A 17,394-nucleotide genomic window follows, 5' to 3' on the forward strand; every position below is an offset into this window, starting at 1 on the left:
GTCGATCAAGGGCGTCCCTGCCGTCGAAACACGACGGAATTCGACTTCCATTGCTGTGCTGGTTTCGTCCGCGTATTACGCGGCACCGGCGCGAGCGCGAAAAATATTGGAAGTCAGGACGCGGGAGGAGCGCGGGGCTGGAACGCCAGGCCTTCCGACTTCAGATGGTTGAATTCGGCATCGGTGGTGAGATAGAGGAGTTGGACGGCCCGCGGGAGTTCGAGTAGCGGCGGCGTCGCGAACACCACGGTCCCGGCCATCGCGACCATGGCACAGATTGCGCAATTGTCCTCCGCCGGGTGCTCCCGGTTGGGACCGGCCGGAGACTGCTTGTCGACCGACACGTGATCGATCGCCGTACTGCGTTTGTGACTGTCAGCTTGCTGTTGCGACGAGTGAACGAGGGGGACAGCCTGGGCGAACCCGTGACTGTGGCCGAACGTCAGCACAAGCTGCACCAGCAGCGCGAACAGCGCGAGCCGGGCACCGTGCTGAATGTTCGACCGAACCCACATCATATGAAAATGCACCCCGCCGCCGTCAGAATTCCTCTGCCAACCAAATGACAGTCGCAGGGCGACTTGGCCGATGTCAACCTTGGCCGAGCCGCCAAACTCGTTCGACAAAGCGATGTGATATTCCTGCAACTTCGGATGTCGCGCATCAGGCCACTTGCCTGTCCCAACTGGGAAATGGATCGGGGAGATGACGCCAGGCTTCTGGCGTGAAAGCATCGATCATGCCGGTCAGTGCGGCGTCGAGTTCTGCGCGGATGCCCATTTCGTCCATCTGATCGGCGAGGCCGATGAACACGATTTCCTGACGCCGGTCGCCCCACAAGCGATCGAGATAGGGTTTCATGCTGTCGTGCCATTCAGGGCTGTCAGGCCAGCGCTCGCGCGGCACAGCGGCCCACCACAGGCCGCGCTTGGAGGTCCGGACCATCGCGCCGGCCTGGGCGAGCTCGCCGACAAAATTGGGGCGGGTCGCCAGCCAGAAGAATCCCTTGGCGCGAACGACGCCCGGCCATGACTTGCTGACGAAAGCGTTGAAGGCCATTGGCGCGAACGGACGACGGGCGCGATAGACAAAAGAACGGATGCCGTATTCCTCGGTCTCCGGCACATGGTCCTTGAAACCGTTCAGTTCCTTGAACCAGAGCGGATGGGTTTGCGCACGCTCGAAATCGAACAGGCCCGTGTTGAGGATGGCGTCGAGCGGGATGCGCCCATAATCGGCGTCGATGATACGAGCCTCCGCGTTGAGCGAGGCGATAATCTTGCGCGCCAGCTCTCGTTGTTCAAGCGAGGCGGACCCGGACTTGTTCAGCACGACGACATCGGCAAATTCGATCTGCTCGACGAGAAGGTCGACGAGGGCGCGTTCGTCCGCCTCGCTGGCAACCTCGCCGCGATCGCGCAGAAAGTCTTGGCTGGAATAGTCTTTCAGCAGGTTCACAGCGTCGACGACCGTGACCATGGTGTCGAGCCGCGCGACGTCCGCAAGCGAAAGGCCATCTTCGTCCCGGAAGTCGAAGGTGGTCGCAACGGGCAGCGGTTCGCCGACGCCGGTCGACTCGATGACGAGGTAGTCGAAGCGTCCATCATCGGCGAGGCGCCGCACTTCTTTCAAAAGATCATCGCGAAGCGTGCAGCAGATGCAGCCGTTCGACATCTCGACCAGCTTCTCGTCGGTCCGTGAGAGTCCGCCGTCATGCTTCACCAGTTCGGCGTCGATGTTCACCTCGCTCATGTCGTTGACGATGACTGCGACCTTCATTCCGTCCCGGTTGTTGAGGATGTGATTGAGCAGCGTGGTCTTGCCCGCGCCAAGGAATCCGGACAGGACGGTGACGGCGAGACGACGATCTCCCGCGATTTGGGGCTTGCTCATGAACACTCCGGATCAAACGTGGACAGTCGAGGACAGGCTTGCGGGCGCTTCGCATCGAATTCCGCAGCGCAAGCGGCCTTAGATCTCGGTGTAGTCCAGGATCGTGTGCTCCCCGGACCAGATCTTGTCGGCGTCGTAAATCCGCTCCTGACGCCTGGACCTGAAATCAACTCCGAGAATGACGACGTCCGCGGTCAAAGCCTTGCAAAGTGTCGGCTCGCGACTGACGGGCAGGCTGAGGACTTTCGCGATGAGAGGCTTGGACATGAACGCTCCGATATGTAATGTTATAACATTACATTTAGCTACACCGCCATGGCCGAGGTCGTCAAGCCGCAATGCATCGCGTCGGGCATCTGCGTCCAATCGTCGAATGGGGGGCGACTGCGCGGACGATTGCAGGTTTGTCGGGGGCCGCTGGCAGCCCCTCGGTCGCCACATTCTCCGCGTCCATTGCGCAATGATCGCCGCGCAAGATGGCTAAGTGTGATGCTGCTGGTTCTCAAGCTGCAGAACCCTCAGAAGGGGACAGCTCTCTTGGCAGGAGCGAACACCGTGCCGGCAAGGCACTTCGCACATCGATGCGGAGCGTATCTCGCGCTGATGGCGTTGATGCTGCAGTTCGCGCTGTCCTTCGCGCACGTCCACAAGCACAGTCTCGCTTCTTCAGGGTTCGACCGCGCCGATATCGCAAGCATCGGGTACGACCGCTCGGCCCTGCAAGCCCTTGAGAAGCTCCCGTCGCGGCTGGCCGATGACGAGGACCGCTGCCAAATCTGCTTCTCGAGCTTCCTGCTCTCGAACTCTTCGCTGCCGGCTGCGCCGGCGCATCCGCATTCGTTGCAGTTCGCGGAAATTGATCGTGCGTTGAACCCGGTTTCCGATCGAATATTTCAACAGCGCCGTGCGGCATTCCTGTCGCGCGCGCCGCCGGCCCCTTGACTATCGACGACGCTCTCCGTGCCTGCCGGGATATTCCCTGCGTAGCATGCGCGCGCATGCATGCGCCAGCCCGCGCAGGACAAGAGGGCTTCAGGCCACCGTCCCCGCTGCTGCGGGTGCTCAATCTCTCGATTCGGCGAACACATCATCATGAAACTGATGTCTTACTGCTGCGCAGTCATTCTGCTTTGGTCGCTTGTGCACCGTGCGGAGGCGCATCCCCACGTCTGGGTGACGTTCCATAGCGAAGTGCTCTACGCGGCCGACGGCAAGATGACAGGCGTCCGCCATGCCTGGACGTTCGACGACATGTTTTCGGCCTATGCGCTTCAGGGCATCTCCCACGCCAAAAAAGGACAGTACACGCGCGAGGAGCTGACCTCGCTGGCTCAGACCAACATGGATTCCCTGAAGGAGTACGCTTATTTCACCTACGCGCGCGCCGACGGCAAGAAGCTGAAGTTCGGCGACCCTGTCGAGTATTGGCTCGAATACAAGAACGCCGCGCTAACCCTGCACTTCACCTTGCCTCTGAGAGCGGCGGCCGCTGCCAACGCCATGCAGATCGAGGTCTACGACCCCACCATCTTCGTGGACTTCGAATTCGCCAAGGATAAGCCGGTTTCCCTGAGCGGCGCGCCGCAATGCGCCGTGACCTACGATCTTCCGCACCAGCCGACGCCGGCCGAGCAGGCTCGGCTCAGCCAACTCGATGCCGTGCCGCTCGATTCCTCCAGCACCTATGGAGAAATCTTCGCCAACAAAATCCAGGTGAAGTGCCCGTGACAAAATCCCCCAAATTCTCATGGGCTGCCTGGACCGTGATCCTTGTGACCTGCGCGACCGGTGTGGCGTCGGCATGGGCCGCACCGTTCGGTGCGTCGCATCCTGCAACAGCCATATCCTCGTCTGGACTTACAGGCTGGATCTTTGCCGAGCAGGCCGTCTTCTACCGCTCGCTGTCGGGCTTCATCCGAGCATCCCGCGAGGATGGGGCCGCGATGTGGGAGTTGTTCGGCATTTCCTTCGTCTACGGCATTTTCCATGCGGTAGGTCCCGGACATGGCAAGGCCGTTATCTCCTCCTACCTCGTCGCCAATGAGGAGACTTGGCGCCGCGGCGTCGTCCTCTCGTTTGCGTCCGCGGGTGTTCAAGCTGTCGTTGCCATCATCGTCGTGGCCATCGCTGCCGTCCTGCTTGGCGCAACGGCCAAGGCGATCGGTCTGACCGTCCATCTGGTCGAGATCGTCAGTTATAGTCTCGTTGTCCTGATTGGCCTGCGGCTTCTCTATGTCAAAGGCCGCGCCTTTCTGATCGCCAGCCGCAAGCTGACCTGGCGCCCGGCGGCCGACCTCGCTTTTGTGTCGGTTCCCGCGGCCACGGCCGTCCGGGCCCCGACCCTTCAATTGTCCAGCAAACGGCCGGGTGCGATGGCCATGCGCGCAGCGCAGTGTCAACTCGACGGATGTATCGCTCACGGCTTCCAATGTGAAGGCGATCACGACCATCATGCTTCGGCTTGGGGCCATGCCCATGGGCCCGAGCCAGCCGCTCTCGCCGGCGTCGGCGGGTGGCGGCGAGGGATCGCTGCGGTGGTTGCGGTTGGAATGCGCCCCTGCTCCGGCGCAATCATCGTGCTGATCTTCGCGCTGGCGCAGGACCTGTTCTGGACCGGCGTGGGTGCAACGCTGATCATGGGATTGGGAACGGCGATCACCGTGGCCGCGATCGCAACCCTCGCGGTTGGCGCGCGCCGCGTGGCGGGCCGCATTGCCGGGTCACGCGCCGGAACGGGCATGCTTGTCATGCGAGCGATTGAGATTGGCGCCGCGGCGCTCATCGTCGCGTTCGGAGGACTATTGTTGGCCGGCTATCTGGAGAGCGAGCGCCTCTGGACGTTTGCCGGATAGACGTCGCCGGCCGACCCGCTGCGATGGCGGGTTTGCCTCCGCAGCACGTCGGGACCTTAACAAGGAGCGAGATCAGCGCCCTTCGCGCAGCCAGGTCGCGGCGAAGGCACCGAGCAGCAGCAACAGGCCGATCAGGCCTGCGAAGATCGGCAGCACGCCGACGCCCTTGACGACGCTGGCGTCGCGCATCCGTACGCCCATCCAGCCGTCGCCGGCAAAGACGCTGGTCGAGCGCACCGGGAGGATGCGCGGCAGCTCGACGCTTCCGCCATCCGCGATCCGCACGGCGCTGCCACCGGTCGCCTGGGTCAGCGGCTTCAGGGTTTCGGTGGTGGAGGTGACCTCCGAAAACTCCTTCGGATTGGTCGGGCCGACATTGATCAGCGCCTTCAGCGTGCCGTCGGTCGCCTGCCACAGGCCGAGCTCGTTCGCCGGCAGGCTGGCACGCCATTCGCCGGGATCGCCGGGGCTGAGCGTCAGATCATGCGAGACGCCGGAGGGCGAGGTCACGCTCACCGGCTGCACGCTGTCCGCCATGGTCTGGCGCACTACCACGAGATCCTTGCCCTGCACTTGCAGGCGCAGTGCCTCTTCGTCGAGGTCCGGCTGCTTCATCAGCCAGTGCGACATCCGCCGGAGCAGATCGAGATGCGGACCGCCGCCCTCATAGCCGCGCGCCCACAGCCAGATGTGATCGGACAGCAGCAGCGCGACGCGGCCCTCGCCGAAGCGCGACAGGAACAGCAGCGGCTTGCCGTCCGCGCCGGTCATCACCGGCGGGTTGACCGAATTGCGGGTCTCGACGGTGCGGAAGAAGCGGCTCCAGTGCGGCGGTTCGAACGCCGCGCCCTCCAGCCCGCGCGTGACGGGATGGCGTTTGCCGATGTCGGAGAGATGCGCATAGAACGGCTTCTCGGTGACGCCGACCGGCTCGGCCGGCAGCACGGTGTCGAGCGGCGTGCGCCAGATGCTGGTGGTCGAGGCATAGTCGGGGCCGGCCGAGACCAGCACGGCGCCGCCCGAACGCACATAGCGCGCGATGTTGTCGAAATAGGCGATCGGCAGCACGCCCTGGCGCGCGTAGCGGTCGAAGATGATCAGCTGGAATTCGTTGATGTGCTGCTGGAACAGCTCACGCGTCGGAAACGCGATCAGCGACAATTCGTTGATCGGCGTGCCGTCCTGCTTCTCCGGCGGACGCAGAATGGTGAAATGCACGAGGTCGACGCTGGCGTCGGACTTCAACAGGTTGCGCCAGGTGCGTTCGCCGGAATGCGGCTCGCCGGACACCAGCAGCACACGCAGCTTGTCACGCACGCCGTCGATGGCGACCACGGCGCGATTATTCACCGGCGTCAGCTCGCGCTCGAGCGGCGAGGCCTCGATCTCGACGATGTTCGGACCGGCATGCTTGATCTCGACGTCGACGCTGGCGCTCTGGCCGCTTGAGAGCGTGCGCTCGTTGATGACCTCGCCGTCGCGGCGGATCGTGACCTTGGCGCGCTCGCCGGCGACGCCCTGGTCGTCGAGCTTGTAGGTGATGGTCTGGTTCTGGCCGACGATGCCAAAGCGCGGCGCCGCCGTGATCGCGACGCGGCGGTCGCGCTCGTCCTTCTGTCCGGTGATCAGCGCCTGCACCGGCGCCTGGAACCCAAGCGCGGCGGCGTTGGCCGGGATGTCGTGAACGCGGCCGTCGGTGATCAGGAACGCGCCGGCGACGCGGTCGACCGGAACGTCCGACAGCGCCGAGGCCAGTGCGCCGAACAGCTTGGTGCCGTCGGTCTCGCCGTCGGCCTGTCCGGCATCGACGACGCGCACCTCGAGTCCCTTGATCTTCTTCAGGCTGTCGACCAGCGCCTCCTGCGCCTTCGCGGCTTCCTGGTTGCGCTTGCCGAAATTCTGGCTCGGGCTCTTGTCGACCACGACGGCGGCGACCGAGGTGAGGGGATCGCGGTCCTCGCGCGTGAAGGAGGGATTGGCGAGCGCCAGCAAGAACAGCGCCAGCGCGGCGACGCGCACGGCTCCGCCGCGCGCCCGCGCAAGCAGCAGCACGATTGCGATGACAACGATCGCAGCGAGCGCGATCCACAGGACGATCGCGGGAACCAGCGGCGTGAACGCGATGCCGTAATTCATCAGACAGACCTATCAGCGTCATTCCGGGGCGATGCGAAGCATCGAACGCCGGTGCGCAACTGCGCGCCTGAGAATCTCGAGATTCCGGATCTGGTCCTTCGGACCATCCCGGAATGACGGGGCGTGTAGCTCAAGCTCGTCACGCGCATCTCTACTGCCCCAGCCGTTCGATCAAAGCCGGCGCGTGCACCTGGTCGGCCTTGTAGTTGCCGGTCAGCGTGTACATCACGATATTGACGCCGGCGCGGTAGGCGAATTCGCGCTGGCGCGGCTCGCCGGGCGTGAGCGGCAGCATCGGTTGGCCGTCGGGACGGAGTGCCCAGGCGCCGGCGAGGTCATTGGAAGTGATGATGATCGGCGAGACGCCATCGCCGCCGCGGGCGGGGCGCTGTGCGCTCTCGTCGTCGTCCTCACGCGGCAGCGCTTCGACCCAGGCCTGGCCCGAGTTGAAGCGGCCGGGGAAGTCGCGCAGCAGATAGAAGGTCTTGGTCAGCACGTGCTCGCGCGGCACCGGCTCGAGTTCGGGCACGTCGAGCGAGGACAGGATCTCGCGCAGGGCCTGCATGCCCTGCGTCTGCGATGCGCCGTTGTCGCCGGGCGGCGCTTCGACCGCGTCGCGGGTGTCGAAGATCACGGTGCCGCCCTGCTTCATATAGGCGTCGATCTTGTTGATGGCGTCCTGCGGCGGTTTTGGCGCGCCCGGCACGATCGGCCAGTAGATCAGCGGGAAGAAGGCGAGCTCGTCACGCGCGGGATCGACGCCGACGGGATCGCCGGCCTCGAGCGCGGTGCGCTGCGCCAGGAACAGCGTCAGGCCGGACAGGCCGGCCTTGACGATGGAATCGACGTCGGCATTGCCGGTGACGACGTAGGCGAGGCGGGTCTGCGACGTCGACTTCATCGCGAACTCGTCCGACATGCTGTCGGCGCGCGACGGCGTCGGCGAAAATACCGCGATGCCTGCGAGCATGACCCCAAGCAGGATCATGGCAGGCGCGGCGCGGCGGCGCAGCAGCGCGGCGAGGCCGCCGCCGAGCAGCGCCACGATGATCGCGTCCACCAGGAACAGCGCCAGCGAGGTCGACAGCAGCCAGCCACGCAGGTCGCGCGGCTCGGCGTTCGTGTAGGTCGCGTGCCGGGCGCGCAGGCTTGCGGTGTTGAGGGCTGCGATGCGGTCGGCGGCGGCGAGCGTGTTCACGGCGAGCGGTCCTTCTGCCGGACCGTAGAAGCCGGGCGGATGGTCCGGCGTGGCGCGGTCGCGATAATCAGCCGTCAGCGGCTTTGCGGTGGCGGGCGGCGGCCCGAAGGCGCCGAAGCCGTCGAGCATGCGCAGCGGCGCCAGCGTCTCGGTGCTGGCCTCAGTGGCAACGCCGGGGCCGGGCTTGGCGGTGTAGCCGGACATGTCGACGACACGCCTGAGCATTTCGACGAAGGTGCCGGACATCGGCAGATCCGACCAGCGCATGTCGGCGCTGACATGGAACAGGCTGACGAGGCCCTTGCCGCGATGCTCGCCGGTCACGAGCGGCGTGCCGTCTTCGAGCGAGGCCCAGCTCTTGGTGGCGAGCACCGCATCGGGCTCGGCCAGCACCTGCCGGCTCACGGTGACGTCCTTGGGGACGACGACGCCGGAAAACGGACCGTCGGCGGCGAACGCGGCGAGATGCTGCGGCTTCTCCCAGGTCAGGCTGCCGCCGAGCGTGCGCCCGCCCTTGCGCAGCTTGACCGGGACGAGATCGTCTTCGGCCTGCGCCAGCCGGGGACCTGCGAACCGCACCAGCACGCCGCCCTGGTCGATCCAGGCGTTGAGACGCTCGCGCAATTCAGGCGCGACCGTGCCGACGTCGGCCAAAATGATCATGGGCAGCTTCTGGTCGAGGAACTGGGTGATGCCTTGCTGCGGCGAGCCCTTGTCGGCCAGCCGCACGTCGGCGAACGGCGCCAGCGCGCGCGTGAGGTAGAAGGTCGGCGCCAGCAGCGGCTGCGCAGTTTCGCTGCTCGCGCCCGAGACGATGCCGATGGCGCGCCGCCGCCAGCGCTTGTCGAGCAGCTGCACCGCGCCGGCCGAACGCTCGCCGGAAATCTCGAGCCGCGAGATGTCGTTGCGCAGCTCGACCGGCAGGTCGAACGCCGCCTCGGTCTCCTTGTCCTGCGGGCCGAAGGTGAAGCGCGCCTCGCCGATCGGCGAGGCCTTGTGGTCCAGCGCCCGCACGGTGCCGGCGGCGATGCCGCTGTCGGTTCGCAGCACCTTCACCGTCATCCTCGCAGCCGCGTTCTCCGCCGCGACCAGCGCCAGCGGGGAGGAGGTGCCGCCTTCGAACACCGTCAAGCTGCGATCTCCGATGGTCTTGCCGAGCCCTTGTACGAACTCTTCGCCACGGCCGGTGTCGACGCCGTCAGACAGCCAGGCGATCTCGCAGTCGCCAGTCGCTTTCAGGAAACGATCGATCGCGGTAAGGGTTTCAACGCGCTCGATCGAATAGGGTTTCGGCACGATCTGCCGCAGCGCAACGCGTGCCGCGCCCGCCGGCATGAGCGTGATGTCGCGATTCGGCTCGGACAGCGGCACCAGCGCGATGGCGCGACGGTCGTTGTCGGCATTGGCGATCAGCTCGTCGGCGGCCCGGATCCGCGTTTCCCAGTTCGATGCGGCGCTCCAGCCGTCGTCGAGCATGATCATCAGCGGCAACTTGCTGGCGGCCAAGCCCGTCTGCGGATTCCAGATCGGGCCGGCGGCGGCGAAGATCACCAGGGCCGCCGCGAGCAGCCGCAGCGCGGTCAGCCACCATGGCGTCCGCGACGGCGTCTCTTCGCGCGGGGCGATGTCGAACAGCAGGCGTGTCGGCGGAAATTCGATGCGGCGCGGCCGCGGCGGCATCACGCGCAACAGCCACCACAGCACCGGCAGGCTGACGAGGCCGATCAGGAGCAGCGGTTCGGTGAAGGCGAGCGGCAATCCCATCATGCGGCCGGCCCCGCCTTGATCGTCGTAGTGCGCCCGCCCGACTTGCTCACCTGCATGCCGGCATGCAGGAACAGCAACAGCTCGGCCGCCGAACGGTCGGTCGCATGCGTCGTGAACAGCCAGTCGAGCTTGTTGGTTTCGGCGCGGATCTGGTCGCGGTGCAGCGCAAGCCGCGCCGTGTAATCCTCCGCCCAGCTCTCGGCGCGGCCGGCGGTGATCACGCCAAAGCCTTCCGGCTCGACGAACTCGACGCGGCCCGAATAGGGAAACGATTCCTCGGCGGGGTCGACGATCTGCACCAGCGTGCCATGCGCGCCCGAGCCGGACAGGCCCGCGAGCGTGGTCCTGATCTCGGCGATCGGCGACCAGAAATCCGACAGCACGATGGTTTCGGCCAGCGCCGCAGGGACGAAGGACGGCGGCAGGCTCAGCCGGTCGGCATCGTCATGCAGCATCGCCTGCGCCATCTTGTCGATGACGCTGCGGCTTGTGGTCGGCGCCATCAGCCCGGGAATGCCGACGCGCTCGCCGCCCGCGACCAGCAGCTCCGCCAATGCGAAGGCGACAATCAGCGTGCGTTCAAGCTTGGAGTCGCGCGCGGTCTTCGAGGCGAACGCCATCGACGGCGAACGATCAGGCCAGATCCAGACCGTGTGCGAGGCTTCCCATTCGAGCTCGCGGACATAGAGATGGTCGTCGCGCGCCGAGCGGCGCCAGTCGACGTTCTGCGACGGCTCGCCCGAGACGAAGCGGCGGTATTGCCAGAAATTTTCGCCGGAGCCGGCGCGGCGGCGGCCATGCAGGCCGTGGATGACGTTGGCGGCAATGCGGCGGGCCTCGAGCACCAGGCGCGGCAGCGAAGCGGCGAGCGTTCGGCTTTCGCCATCGGCACGTCGGATCGCTATTGCCTCCTTCGCTGTGTGCCCGGTCTCTGCGGCCATCAACCGATCCGTGTCTTCAATTGTTTGATCACGTCCGGAATCGTGCGGCCTTCGGCACGTGCCTGGAACGTCAAGGCCATGCGGTGCTTCAATATCGGCTCGGCGAGGTCGAGCACATCGTCGATCGAGGGCGCGAGACGTCCGTCGATCAGCGCACGGGCACGCACGGCGAGCATCAGCGATTGGCTGGCGCGCGGGCCGGGGCCCCAGGCGATGAACTTGCCGGCCTCGCCGCTCTCCTCGCCCGGACGAGCCGAGCGCACCAGCGACAGGATGGCCTCAACCACGGAATCGCCGACCGGCAGGCGGCGCACCAGCCGTTGCGCGGTGATCAGCGCGTCCGCCGTCAATGATGCCTTCGCCAGCGTCTCCTCGGCGCAGGTGGTCTCGAACAGGATGCGGCGTTCGGCATCGCGATCGGGATAATCGACGTCGATCTCCATCAGGAAACGGTCGAGCTGCGCTTCGGGCAGCGGATAGGTACCTTCCTGCTCCAGCGGGTTCTGCGTCGCGAGCACGTGGAACGGTTTTGGCAGATCATGGCGCGCGCCGGCGACGGTGATGTGCTGCTCCTGCATCGCCTGCAGCAGCGCCGATTGCGTGCGCGGGCTGGCGCGGTTGATCTCGTCGGCCATCAGCAACTGGGCGAAGACGGGGCCGGAGATGAAGCGGAACGAGCGTTTGCCGGCGGTGCTCTCGTCGAGCACTTCGGCACCGAGAATGTCCGACGGCATCAGGTCGGGCGTGAACTGGATGCGCTTGGCATCGAGACCGAGCGTGACGCCGAGCGTCTCGACCAGCTTGGTCTTGGCAAGGCCGGGCACGCCTATCAGGAGCGCGTGACCGCCGGAGAGGATCGTGACCAGCGTGTTCTCGATCACGCGATCCTGGCCGAAGATCACCGATGCGATCGCGTCCTTCGCGGCGCGCACCTGGCTCGACACCTGCTCGGCCGAACGGACGACGCCGTCTTCGAGCTTCTCGACACTTTCCGCCATCCGTTAGCTCCTTAAGCCTGCCACGCGGCTTTTCTGCGTCGTCAAATGATCGCATCAACTTTGCAACATGGGCCCTATGCTAGACTTGCAGGAAGACCATGTATTCGTTGAATTAACCTATCCCCACCTTATCGGCTTCGGGTTATGTACGGCATCACGAAGTGGCGACCTCCACACCGCACTTTACCGGGTGGAACCGTACAGATACGTACAACGTAGACGTACTGATCAGACTTGCACCAATCGTGCCAAATGACAGAGTCAGGGCAAACCATGGCGAACCAAGGGCAGAGCGCCGATCGCGGTCTTGAGGGGCTGACTGCCGCCGCCAAAAGTGCTGCCACTGCCGAAGGCGCCAAAAAGGGCCTGCCTCCGGTGCATCTGTGGAATCCGCCGTTTTGCGGCGATCTCGATATCCGAATCGCCTCCGATGGTACTTGGTTCTACATGGGCACGCCAATCGGCCGGCCCGCTTTGGTCCGTCTGTTCTCGACGGTGCTGAAGCGCGAAGGCGACAAGCATTTCCTCGTCACGCCGGTGGAGAAGGTCGGCATCCGTGTCGACGACGCGCCGTTCATGGCGGTCGAGATGCAAAAGAGCGGCGAGGACAACCATCGCGTGCTGAGCTTCCGCACCAATGTCGACGACTGGGTCACCTGCGACGCCGCGCACCGGCTGCGCTTCGAGCAGGCCAGGGACGGCGGGTTGACGCCGTATCTGCATGTCCGCGCCGACCTCTGGGCCAAGGTCACCCGCGCGCTCTATTACGATCTGGTTGACATGGGCGAGGAGCGGATGGTCGATGGCCAGCCGATGTTCGGCGTCGAGTCGGCCGGCGAATTCTTCGCCATGGCCGACGCGGAGCAGGTGAGGGCCGCGCTTTGAACAAGCCTATCTCCAAAAGCGAGAAGAGCGAGCCCGTCGCTTTCCGCGCGGCGGATTTCTTCGCCCGCTCCAGGGCGAAGCTCGGCTTCGACGTTCCGCCCGGCCTGTTCGATCCTAACATCATTCCGGCTTCCGGCGATCCCGGCACCGACAAGATGCTCGAGATCGTCGCGCGCGAGCAGCCGGTGCGCCCCGCTGCCGTCCTGATCGCGGTGGTCGATCATCCCGAGCCGACCATCCTGCTGACGCTGCGTTCGGCCAATCTCAACGATCACGCCGGCCAGATCGCCTTTCCCGGCGGCAAGATCGACGCGACCGATTCCTCGCCGCTCGACGCCGCGCTGCGCGAGGCCGAGGAGGAGGTCGGGTTGTCCAGAGATTTCGTCGAGCCGATCGGCTATCTCGATCTCTACGGCACCGCGTTCGGCTTCCGCATCCTGCCGACGGTGGCCCGGGTGCGGCCGGGCTTTCAGCTCACCATCAATCATTCCGAGGTTGATGACGCATTCGAAGTGCCGCTATCCTTCCTGATGAATCCGGCCAACCACCAGGTGCACAGCAAGGAATTCCGCGGCATGGAGCGGTTTTACTATGCGATGCCGTTTGCAGAGCGCTACATCTGGGGTGCGACGGCCGGAATGCTGCGTGTTCTGTATGAGCGGATCTATTCGTCATGATCCGGCCGGTTCTGACCGAGATCGGAATCTTCCTCATCCCCTTTGCCGTCTATGCGCTGTTCCTGGCCGCCACGCGGACCGGCCTGTTCGTGCAATCGTCCTGGCCGATCACCGTCGTCGCGCGCCTGATCCTGGTGGCGCTGGTGCTTGTCATCGCGGGCCTGATTGGGCTCGCGCATTTCTCCGGCGCCGCGCCGAACTCGACCTACGTTCCCGCCCATGTCGTGAACGGCAAGCTCGTGCCAGGCACTGAAAAACAGGGGCCGGATGATGAGCGCTGAGCCAATACTCGCTGGTGCGCCCTGGCTGACCGCCGGCGGGACGGCGCGCGTCCTGCAACTGCTCAACGCCAATGGCGAGGAGGCGCGCGTGGTCGGCGGCACCGTCCGCAACGCGCTGCTCGGCCTGCCGCCGGGCGACACGGATATCGCGACCACGGCGCTGCCGGAGGAGGTGGTGCGACGCGCGAAAGCCGCGAGCATCAAGAGCGTGCCGACCGGTATCGACCACGGCACCGTCACGCTCGTCATCGACGGCACGCCTTACGAAGTCACGACATTGCGCGAGGACACCGAGACCTTCGGCCGCAAGGCCAGGGTTGCCTTCGGCCGCGACTGGGTGAAGGACGCCGAGCGGCGCGACTTCACCATGAACGGCCTGTCGGTCGATGCGAACGGCATGGTCTACGACTATGTCGGCGGCATCGCGGATGCCAGGGCACGGCGCGTGCGCTTCATCGGCAATCCCGACCAGCGCATCGGCGAGGATTATTTGCGCATCCTGCGCTTCTACCGCATCCATGCCGCCTTCGGCGCCGGCGAGCCGGATCGCGACGGCACTCTCGCCTGCATCCGCGGCCGCGCGGGCCTCGCCGCGCTCTCGGCCGAGCGCGTGCGCATGGAGATGCTGAAATTGCTGGTGGCGGGCGGCGCGTCCAGCGCGGCGGTTGCGATGGCCGATGCCGGCTTGCTGCAGGCGCTGATCGGCGGCGTCGTCTATACCGGACCGCTGACGGCGATTATCGCGATCGAGCGCGAGATGGGCTTGCCGGCGAACGCGACGCGCCGCCTCGCGGCGCTGACGGTCGCCGTGACCGAAGACGCCAAGCGTGTCGCGACCCGCTTGAGGCTTTCCAACGCCGAAGCCAAGGCGCTGGACTCGATGGGGCATCGCTGGTGGCGCTTCGCCACCAAGGACGAAGCCAATGCGCGGCGCCTGCTGTACCGACTTGGTGCCGAGCGCTATCACGATCGCGTGTTGCTGGCCTGGGCGCGCGCCGGCGGCGACGTGACCTCATCGCGCTGGCGCGAGCTCGCCGAGCTGCCGCAACGCTGGACCGCGCCGAAATTCCCGCTTCTGGCCGCCGATTTCATCGCGCGCGGCATGGCTGAAGGACCTGCGCTCGGACATGTGTTGACGCTCGCCGAGGACGCTTGGCTCGCGGCGGATTTTCCACTAGAGGAAGCCGCACTCGCTTCCATCGCCGATCAAGCCGCAGCACGCGTCGCCCGCGAACAGAAAAATTGACCATCGTTTCAGGCTTCGCCGACATCTCGATTTTTCAGCTCCTGCTGGTCGCGTTGATGGCGTTGTTTGCTTCGATCATCGGTGGTCTCGCCGGTTACGGCACCGGCGCGCTGATGCCGCTGGTGCTGGTGCCGCTGGTCGGCGCCGAGCCGGTGGTGCCGATCATCGCGATCTCCGCGCTCTTCACCAATTCCAGCCGTGCCGTTGCCTATCTCCGTTATGCCGACCGTCGCCGCGCGCTGATCGTGCTGGCCTGCGCGGCACTGACGACCGCGCACGGCGCCTATGGCTACACGCGCCTCACCAATGCGGGCGCGGCGCTGGTGATCGGCACCATGCTGATCCTGAGCGTGCCGCTGCGCCGCGTGCTGCGGAGCCGCGAGGTCAAGATCGGCGACACCGGGCTCGCCGCGGGATCGGTCGGCTACGGCGTCCTGGTCGGCGGCACGTCAGGCTCGGGAGTGATCCTGCTCTCGCTGCTGATGGCCGCAGGCCTCGAAGGCGCCGCCGTGATCGCAACCGACGCGATGATCTCGCTCGGCACCGGCCTGATCAAGATCTCGGTGTTCGGCCTCGCCGGCGCGGTCACCACGCAAGTGCTCGCCTTCGCGCTCCTGATCGGCGGCATCGCCATCCCCGGCGCGTTCCTGGCAAAAGCTTTCGTCGAGCGGATTCCGGTTCATATCCACACCGCCATTCTCGACGTCGCCGTGATCACCGGCGGGCTGGTGATGATCTCGGCGGCAGCGAGGCAGTTGATCGGGTAGGTGACGTTCCTCCATTGGCGTTGGTGCCGCGAGCAGCCCCTCGCCGATGAACCGTTCGCGTTGCGCCCCCGACTAAGGGAGCGGGCTCAGCGCCCAGCGGAATAGCGAGGCCGCTATCCCGGCTTCACCATTTAATCGCGGACCACATGCGATGCAGATGCGCTCGTCGGCATACCGGCTGTTTCCATGGCTGACCGTGGTGGCTCTCGCCGGGTTGCCGACGGTGGCTGCGGCGGACGACGTGGACAGCTGCGCAAGGCAATCGGGCGATGCTGCCATCGCGGCGGTGCTCCCGTGCCATTGCGTCGGGCGAGCTCAGGGGCGGGGAGCTTGCGACAATCTACCTGGACCGCGGCATCGAATATAAGAACAGACGCGACCTCGACAGCGCCATCGCCGACTATAGCGAGGCGATCCAGGCCGATCCCAAGCGCGTCGCGGCCTATTTCAACCGCGGCAACGCCTGGCGAGCCAAGGGCGACCTTGACCGCGCCGCCGCCGATTACAGCGAGGCCATTCGGCTCGATCCGGGCTACGCCAAGGCCTACAACAACCGCGGCGTCATCTGGTCGGAGAAGGGGGCGGCCGATCGCGCCATGGGCGATTACAATGAGGCTATCCGGCTCGATCCGAACTACGTCGAAGCCTACAACAACCGCGGCAACGCCTGGACGGTCAAGGGCGATCGCGATCGCGCCATCGGCGATTACGATTCCGCACTCCGCCTCGATCCGAAATATGTCGAGGCCTATGACAACCGCGGCGACGCTTTCCTGGCCAAGGGCGATCTCGACAGCGCCATCGCAGACTATGACGAGGCGATCCGGCTCAATCCGAAATCTGCCAAATCCTATTACAACCGCGGCGTGGCGCTGGAGAAGAAGCGCAGTCTCCAAGATGCATTGTCCGACTTCGAAGCGTACGCGCAATTCGTTCCGTCCGACCCGGATGGCCCAAAGTCCGTGGCGCGCGTCAAGACAGAATTGAGCGCGATGACGGGGCGGCGCTGACGGCTTGATGGCTGGGGTTGGCCGACGCGCACGCTGTCGGCACCTTGTCCGAACCTGCGCTCCTGATCCGAAATAAGCATTCCGCATGGCTCGAAACGTTCGAGCCATGCTAACCAATGTCTCTGATGCAGCCGCCGGGCGACGTGAACTAGCGGCGGCCCAATTGCTCGGCGACGCGCTTTTCGCCGGGCAGCTTGCCCCCGGCCAGCAGGCTGCTGCAAAGCCACCGAGATTCTCTGGGTTGCGCGCCAAGGAAGGCCTTGGTCTCTACGCACTGCGCGTAAGTGTTGTAGCTGAGCGTGTCTGTGCATGTTGGCGAGAACATGCTACCATCAACCCCTCCCTGGCCAGCAAGGCTACATCCAACCCAGGGAGCGTTGCCGACCCTGAAACTTGTTTCGCAACCACCGTTGCAGCTGCGGGCTTCTCTCTCCAGCTTGGCAAGCCTCCACAATGCTGAACCCGGGGCGAACTGCGGATTTTGAGCTGATGATGAGCCGGTTGCCCGGTGATGAGATGTCACGGTCGTTGGCCCCTGCCTCGGCACAACTGTCGGTCTTGCCTTCGGCGCTTCGACCGAGACGGCGGGAAGGGTGGAGTTTGGCGTGGGTTGCGACATTGCCGTGGTGCTACACAGCAAGACAGCTGACAAGGTGGCGACGACTGACGGCACGGCGAAGCCTAGTGACGATCGCATAACGTACCTCCCCAAATGCGGGACGGAACAGCCGTCCCGACAGCTA

General features: G+C 65.3%; 16 protein-coding genes. 9 read left to right on the forward strand and 7 right to left on the reverse strand.

Annotated features, from left to right (window positions below):
• Positions 1-113: 113 nt before the first annotated feature.
• The 3 genes from JJC00_RS10940 to JJC00_RS10950 form a co-directional block, all read right to left on the reverse strand.
• On the reverse strand, positions 114-518 hold the full coding sequence (locus JJC00_RS10940) for a DUF2946 family protein (RefSeq protein ID WP_200474076.1): 405 nt from the start codon (positions 516-518) through the stop codon (positions 114-116).
• A 145-nt stretch (positions 519-663) separates the two neighbouring features.
• Complete coding sequence (locus JJC00_RS10945; RefSeq protein WP_200472571.1) at positions 664-1,893, reverse strand: GTP-binding protein; 1,230 nt, start codon at positions 1,891-1,893, stop codon at positions 664-666.
• A 78-nt stretch (positions 1,894-1,971) separates the two neighbouring features.
• The gene (locus JJC00_RS10950; protein ID WP_200472572.1) at positions 1,972-2,160 is read right to left on the reverse strand and encodes a hypothetical protein; all 189 of its coding nucleotides are present in this window, start codon (positions 2,158-2,160) and stop codon (positions 1,972-1,974) included.
• A gap of 222 nt (positions 2,161-2,382) precedes the next feature.
• On the opposite strand from JJC00_RS10950, the gene JJC00_RS10955 reads away from it, so the two are divergent.
• Genes JJC00_RS10955 through JJC00_RS10965 form a run of 3 tightly spaced genes read left to right on the forward strand, consistent with a single transcriptional unit; the run spans position 2,383 to position 4,745 of the window.
• A complete protein-coding gene (locus JJC00_RS10955) occupies positions 2,383-2,835 on the forward strand; it encodes a hypothetical protein (RefSeq protein ID WP_200472573.1) in 453 nt (150 codons plus the stop codon).
• A gap of 60 nt (positions 2,836-2,895) precedes the next feature.
• On the forward strand, positions 2,896-3,621 hold the full coding sequence (locus JJC00_RS10960; protein ID WP_246774174.1) for a DUF1007 family protein: 726 nt from the start codon (positions 2,896-2,898) through the stop codon (positions 3,619-3,621).
• Complete coding sequence (locus JJC00_RS10965; RefSeq protein WP_200472574.1) at positions 3,618-4,745, forward strand: nickel/cobalt transporter; 1,128 nt, start codon at positions 3,618-3,620, stop codon at positions 4,743-4,745. Before JJC00_RS10960 ends, JJC00_RS10965 begins: the two co-directional genes overlap by 4 nt.
• Positions 4,746-4,817: 72 nt before the next feature.
• Here the strand turns inward: JJC00_RS10965 and JJC00_RS10970 are convergent, their stop codons facing one another.
• From JJC00_RS10970 to JJC00_RS10985, 4 genes are all read right to left on the reverse strand, one after another.
• On the reverse strand, positions 4,818-6,881 hold the full coding sequence (locus JJC00_RS10970) for a hypothetical protein (RefSeq protein WP_200472575.1): 2,064 nt from the start codon (positions 6,879-6,881) through the stop codon (positions 4,818-4,820).
• Between the two features lie 151 nt (positions 6,882-7,032).
• Positions 7,033-9,846 (reverse strand): DUF4159 domain-containing protein, encoded by a 2,814-nt coding sequence (locus JJC00_RS10975; RefSeq protein ID WP_200472576.1) that lies wholly within the window; start codon positions 9,844-9,846, stop codon positions 7,033-7,035.
• The gene (locus JJC00_RS10980) at positions 9,843-10,787 is read right to left on the reverse strand and encodes a DUF58 domain-containing protein (RefSeq protein WP_200472577.1); all 945 of its coding nucleotides are present in this window, start codon (positions 10,785-10,787) and stop codon (positions 9,843-9,845) included. Before JJC00_RS10980 ends, JJC00_RS10975 begins: the two co-directional genes overlap by 4 nt.
• Positions 10,787-11,785: an AAA family ATPase gene (locus JJC00_RS10985; RefSeq protein WP_200472578.1), complete on the reverse strand. Its 999-nt coding sequence runs from the start codon at positions 11,783-11,785 to the stop codon at positions 10,787-10,789. Before JJC00_RS10985 ends, JJC00_RS10980 begins: the two co-directional genes overlap by 1 nt.
• Before the next feature lie 273 nt (positions 11,786-12,058).
• Between JJC00_RS10985 and JJC00_RS10990 the strand changes: the two genes are divergently transcribed.
• The 6 genes from JJC00_RS10990 to JJC00_RS11015 all read left to right on the forward strand — a co-directional run bounded on the left by JJC00_RS10990 (position 12,059) and on the right by JJC00_RS11015 (position 16,651).
• Positions 12,059-12,670, forward strand: a complete 612-nt coding sequence (locus tag JJC00_RS10990) for a DUF1285 domain-containing protein (protein WP_200472579.1) — start codon at positions 12,059-12,061, stop codon at positions 12,668-12,670.
• Complete coding sequence (locus JJC00_RS10995; RefSeq protein ID WP_200472580.1) at positions 12,667-13,347, forward strand: CoA pyrophosphatase; 681 nt, start codon at positions 12,667-12,669, stop codon at positions 13,345-13,347. Before JJC00_RS10990 ends, JJC00_RS10995 begins: the two co-directional genes overlap by 4 nt.
• Positions 13,344-13,628 carry a DUF6111 family protein gene (locus JJC00_RS11000; RefSeq protein ID WP_200472581.1) on the forward strand — a complete coding sequence of 95 codons (285 nt, stop codon included), beginning with the start codon at positions 13,344-13,346 and terminating at the stop codon, positions 13,626-13,628. Before JJC00_RS10995 ends, JJC00_RS11000 begins: the two co-directional genes overlap by 4 nt.
• Complete coding sequence (locus tag JJC00_RS11005; RefSeq protein ID WP_200472582.1) at positions 13,618-14,874, forward strand: CCA tRNA nucleotidyltransferase; 1,257 nt, start codon at positions 13,618-13,620, stop codon at positions 14,872-14,874. Before JJC00_RS11000 ends, JJC00_RS11005 begins: the two co-directional genes overlap by 11 nt.
• Positions 14,871-15,641, forward strand: a complete 771-nt coding sequence (locus JJC00_RS11010) for a sulfite exporter TauE/SafE family protein (RefSeq protein ID WP_200472583.1) — start codon at positions 14,871-14,873, stop codon at positions 15,639-15,641. Before JJC00_RS11005 ends, JJC00_RS11010 begins: the two co-directional genes overlap by 4 nt.
• Before the next feature lie 269 nt (positions 15,642-15,910).
• Positions 15,911-16,651 (forward strand): tetratricopeptide repeat protein, encoded by a 741-nt coding sequence (locus tag JJC00_RS11015; protein ID WP_200472584.1) that lies wholly within the window; start codon positions 15,911-15,913, stop codon positions 16,649-16,651.
• Positions 16,652-17,394 lie beyond the last annotated feature (743 nt).

Source organism: Bradyrhizobium diazoefficiens, from assembly GCF_016616885.1.
In the GTDB taxonomy this organism is placed as follows: domain Bacteria; phylum Pseudomonadota; class Alphaproteobacteria; order Rhizobiales; family Xanthobacteraceae; genus Bradyrhizobium; species Bradyrhizobium diazoefficiens_F.

Excerpts from the sequence above, each read along its gene's own strand:
- JJC00_RS10990 (WP_200472579.1), top strand. The coding sequence starts at position 12,059 with ATGGCGAACCAAGGGCAGAGCGCCGATCGCGGTCTTGAGGGGCTGACT.
- JJC00_RS10955 (WP_200472573.1), top strand. The coding sequence starts at position 2,383 with ATGCTGCTGGTTCTCAAGCTGCAGAACCCTCAGAAGGGGACAGCTCTC.
- JJC00_RS11015 (WP_200472584.1), top strand. The coding sequence starts at position 15,911 with ATGCTGCCATCGCGGCGGTGCTCCCGTGCCATTGCGTCGGGCGAGCTC.
- JJC00_RS10975 (WP_200472576.1), bottom strand. The coding sequence starts at position 9,846 with ATGATGGGATTGCCGCTCGCCTTCACCGAACCGCTGCTCCTGATCGGC.
- JJC00_RS10960 (WP_246774174.1), top strand. The coding sequence starts at position 2,896 with ATGCGCCAGCCCGCGCAGGACAAGAGGGCTTCAGGCCACCGTCCCCGC.
- JJC00_RS10945 (WP_200472571.1), bottom strand. The coding sequence starts at position 1,893 with ATGAGCAAGCCCCAAATCGCGGGAGATCGTCGTCTCGCCGTCACCGTC.
- JJC00_RS10940 (WP_200474076.1), bottom strand. The coding sequence starts at position 518 with ATGATGTGGGTTCGGTCGAACATTCAGCACGGTGCCCGGCTCGCGCTG.
- JJC00_RS10950 (WP_200472572.1), bottom strand. The coding sequence starts at position 2,160 with ATGTCCAAGCCTCTCATCGCGAAAGTCCTCAGCCTGCCCGTCAGTCGC.
- JJC00_RS10970 (WP_200472575.1), bottom strand. The coding sequence starts at position 6,881 with ATGAATTACGGCATCGCGTTCACGCCGCTGGTTCCCGCGATCGTCCTG.
- JJC00_RS11000 (WP_200472581.1), top strand. The coding sequence starts at position 13,344 with ATGATCCGGCCGGTTCTGACCGAGATCGGAATCTTCCTCATCCCCTTT.
- JJC00_RS11005 (WP_200472582.1), top strand. The coding sequence starts at position 13,618 with ATGAGCGCTGAGCCAATACTCGCTGGTGCGCCCTGGCTGACCGCCGGC.
- JJC00_RS10985 (WP_200472578.1), bottom strand. The coding sequence starts at position 11,785 with ATGGCGGAAAGTGTCGAGAAGCTCGAAGACGGCGTCGTCCGTTCGGCC.
- JJC00_RS10980 (WP_200472577.1), bottom strand. The coding sequence starts at position 10,787 with ATGGCCGCAGAGACCGGGCACACAGCGAAGGAGGCAATAGCGATCCGA.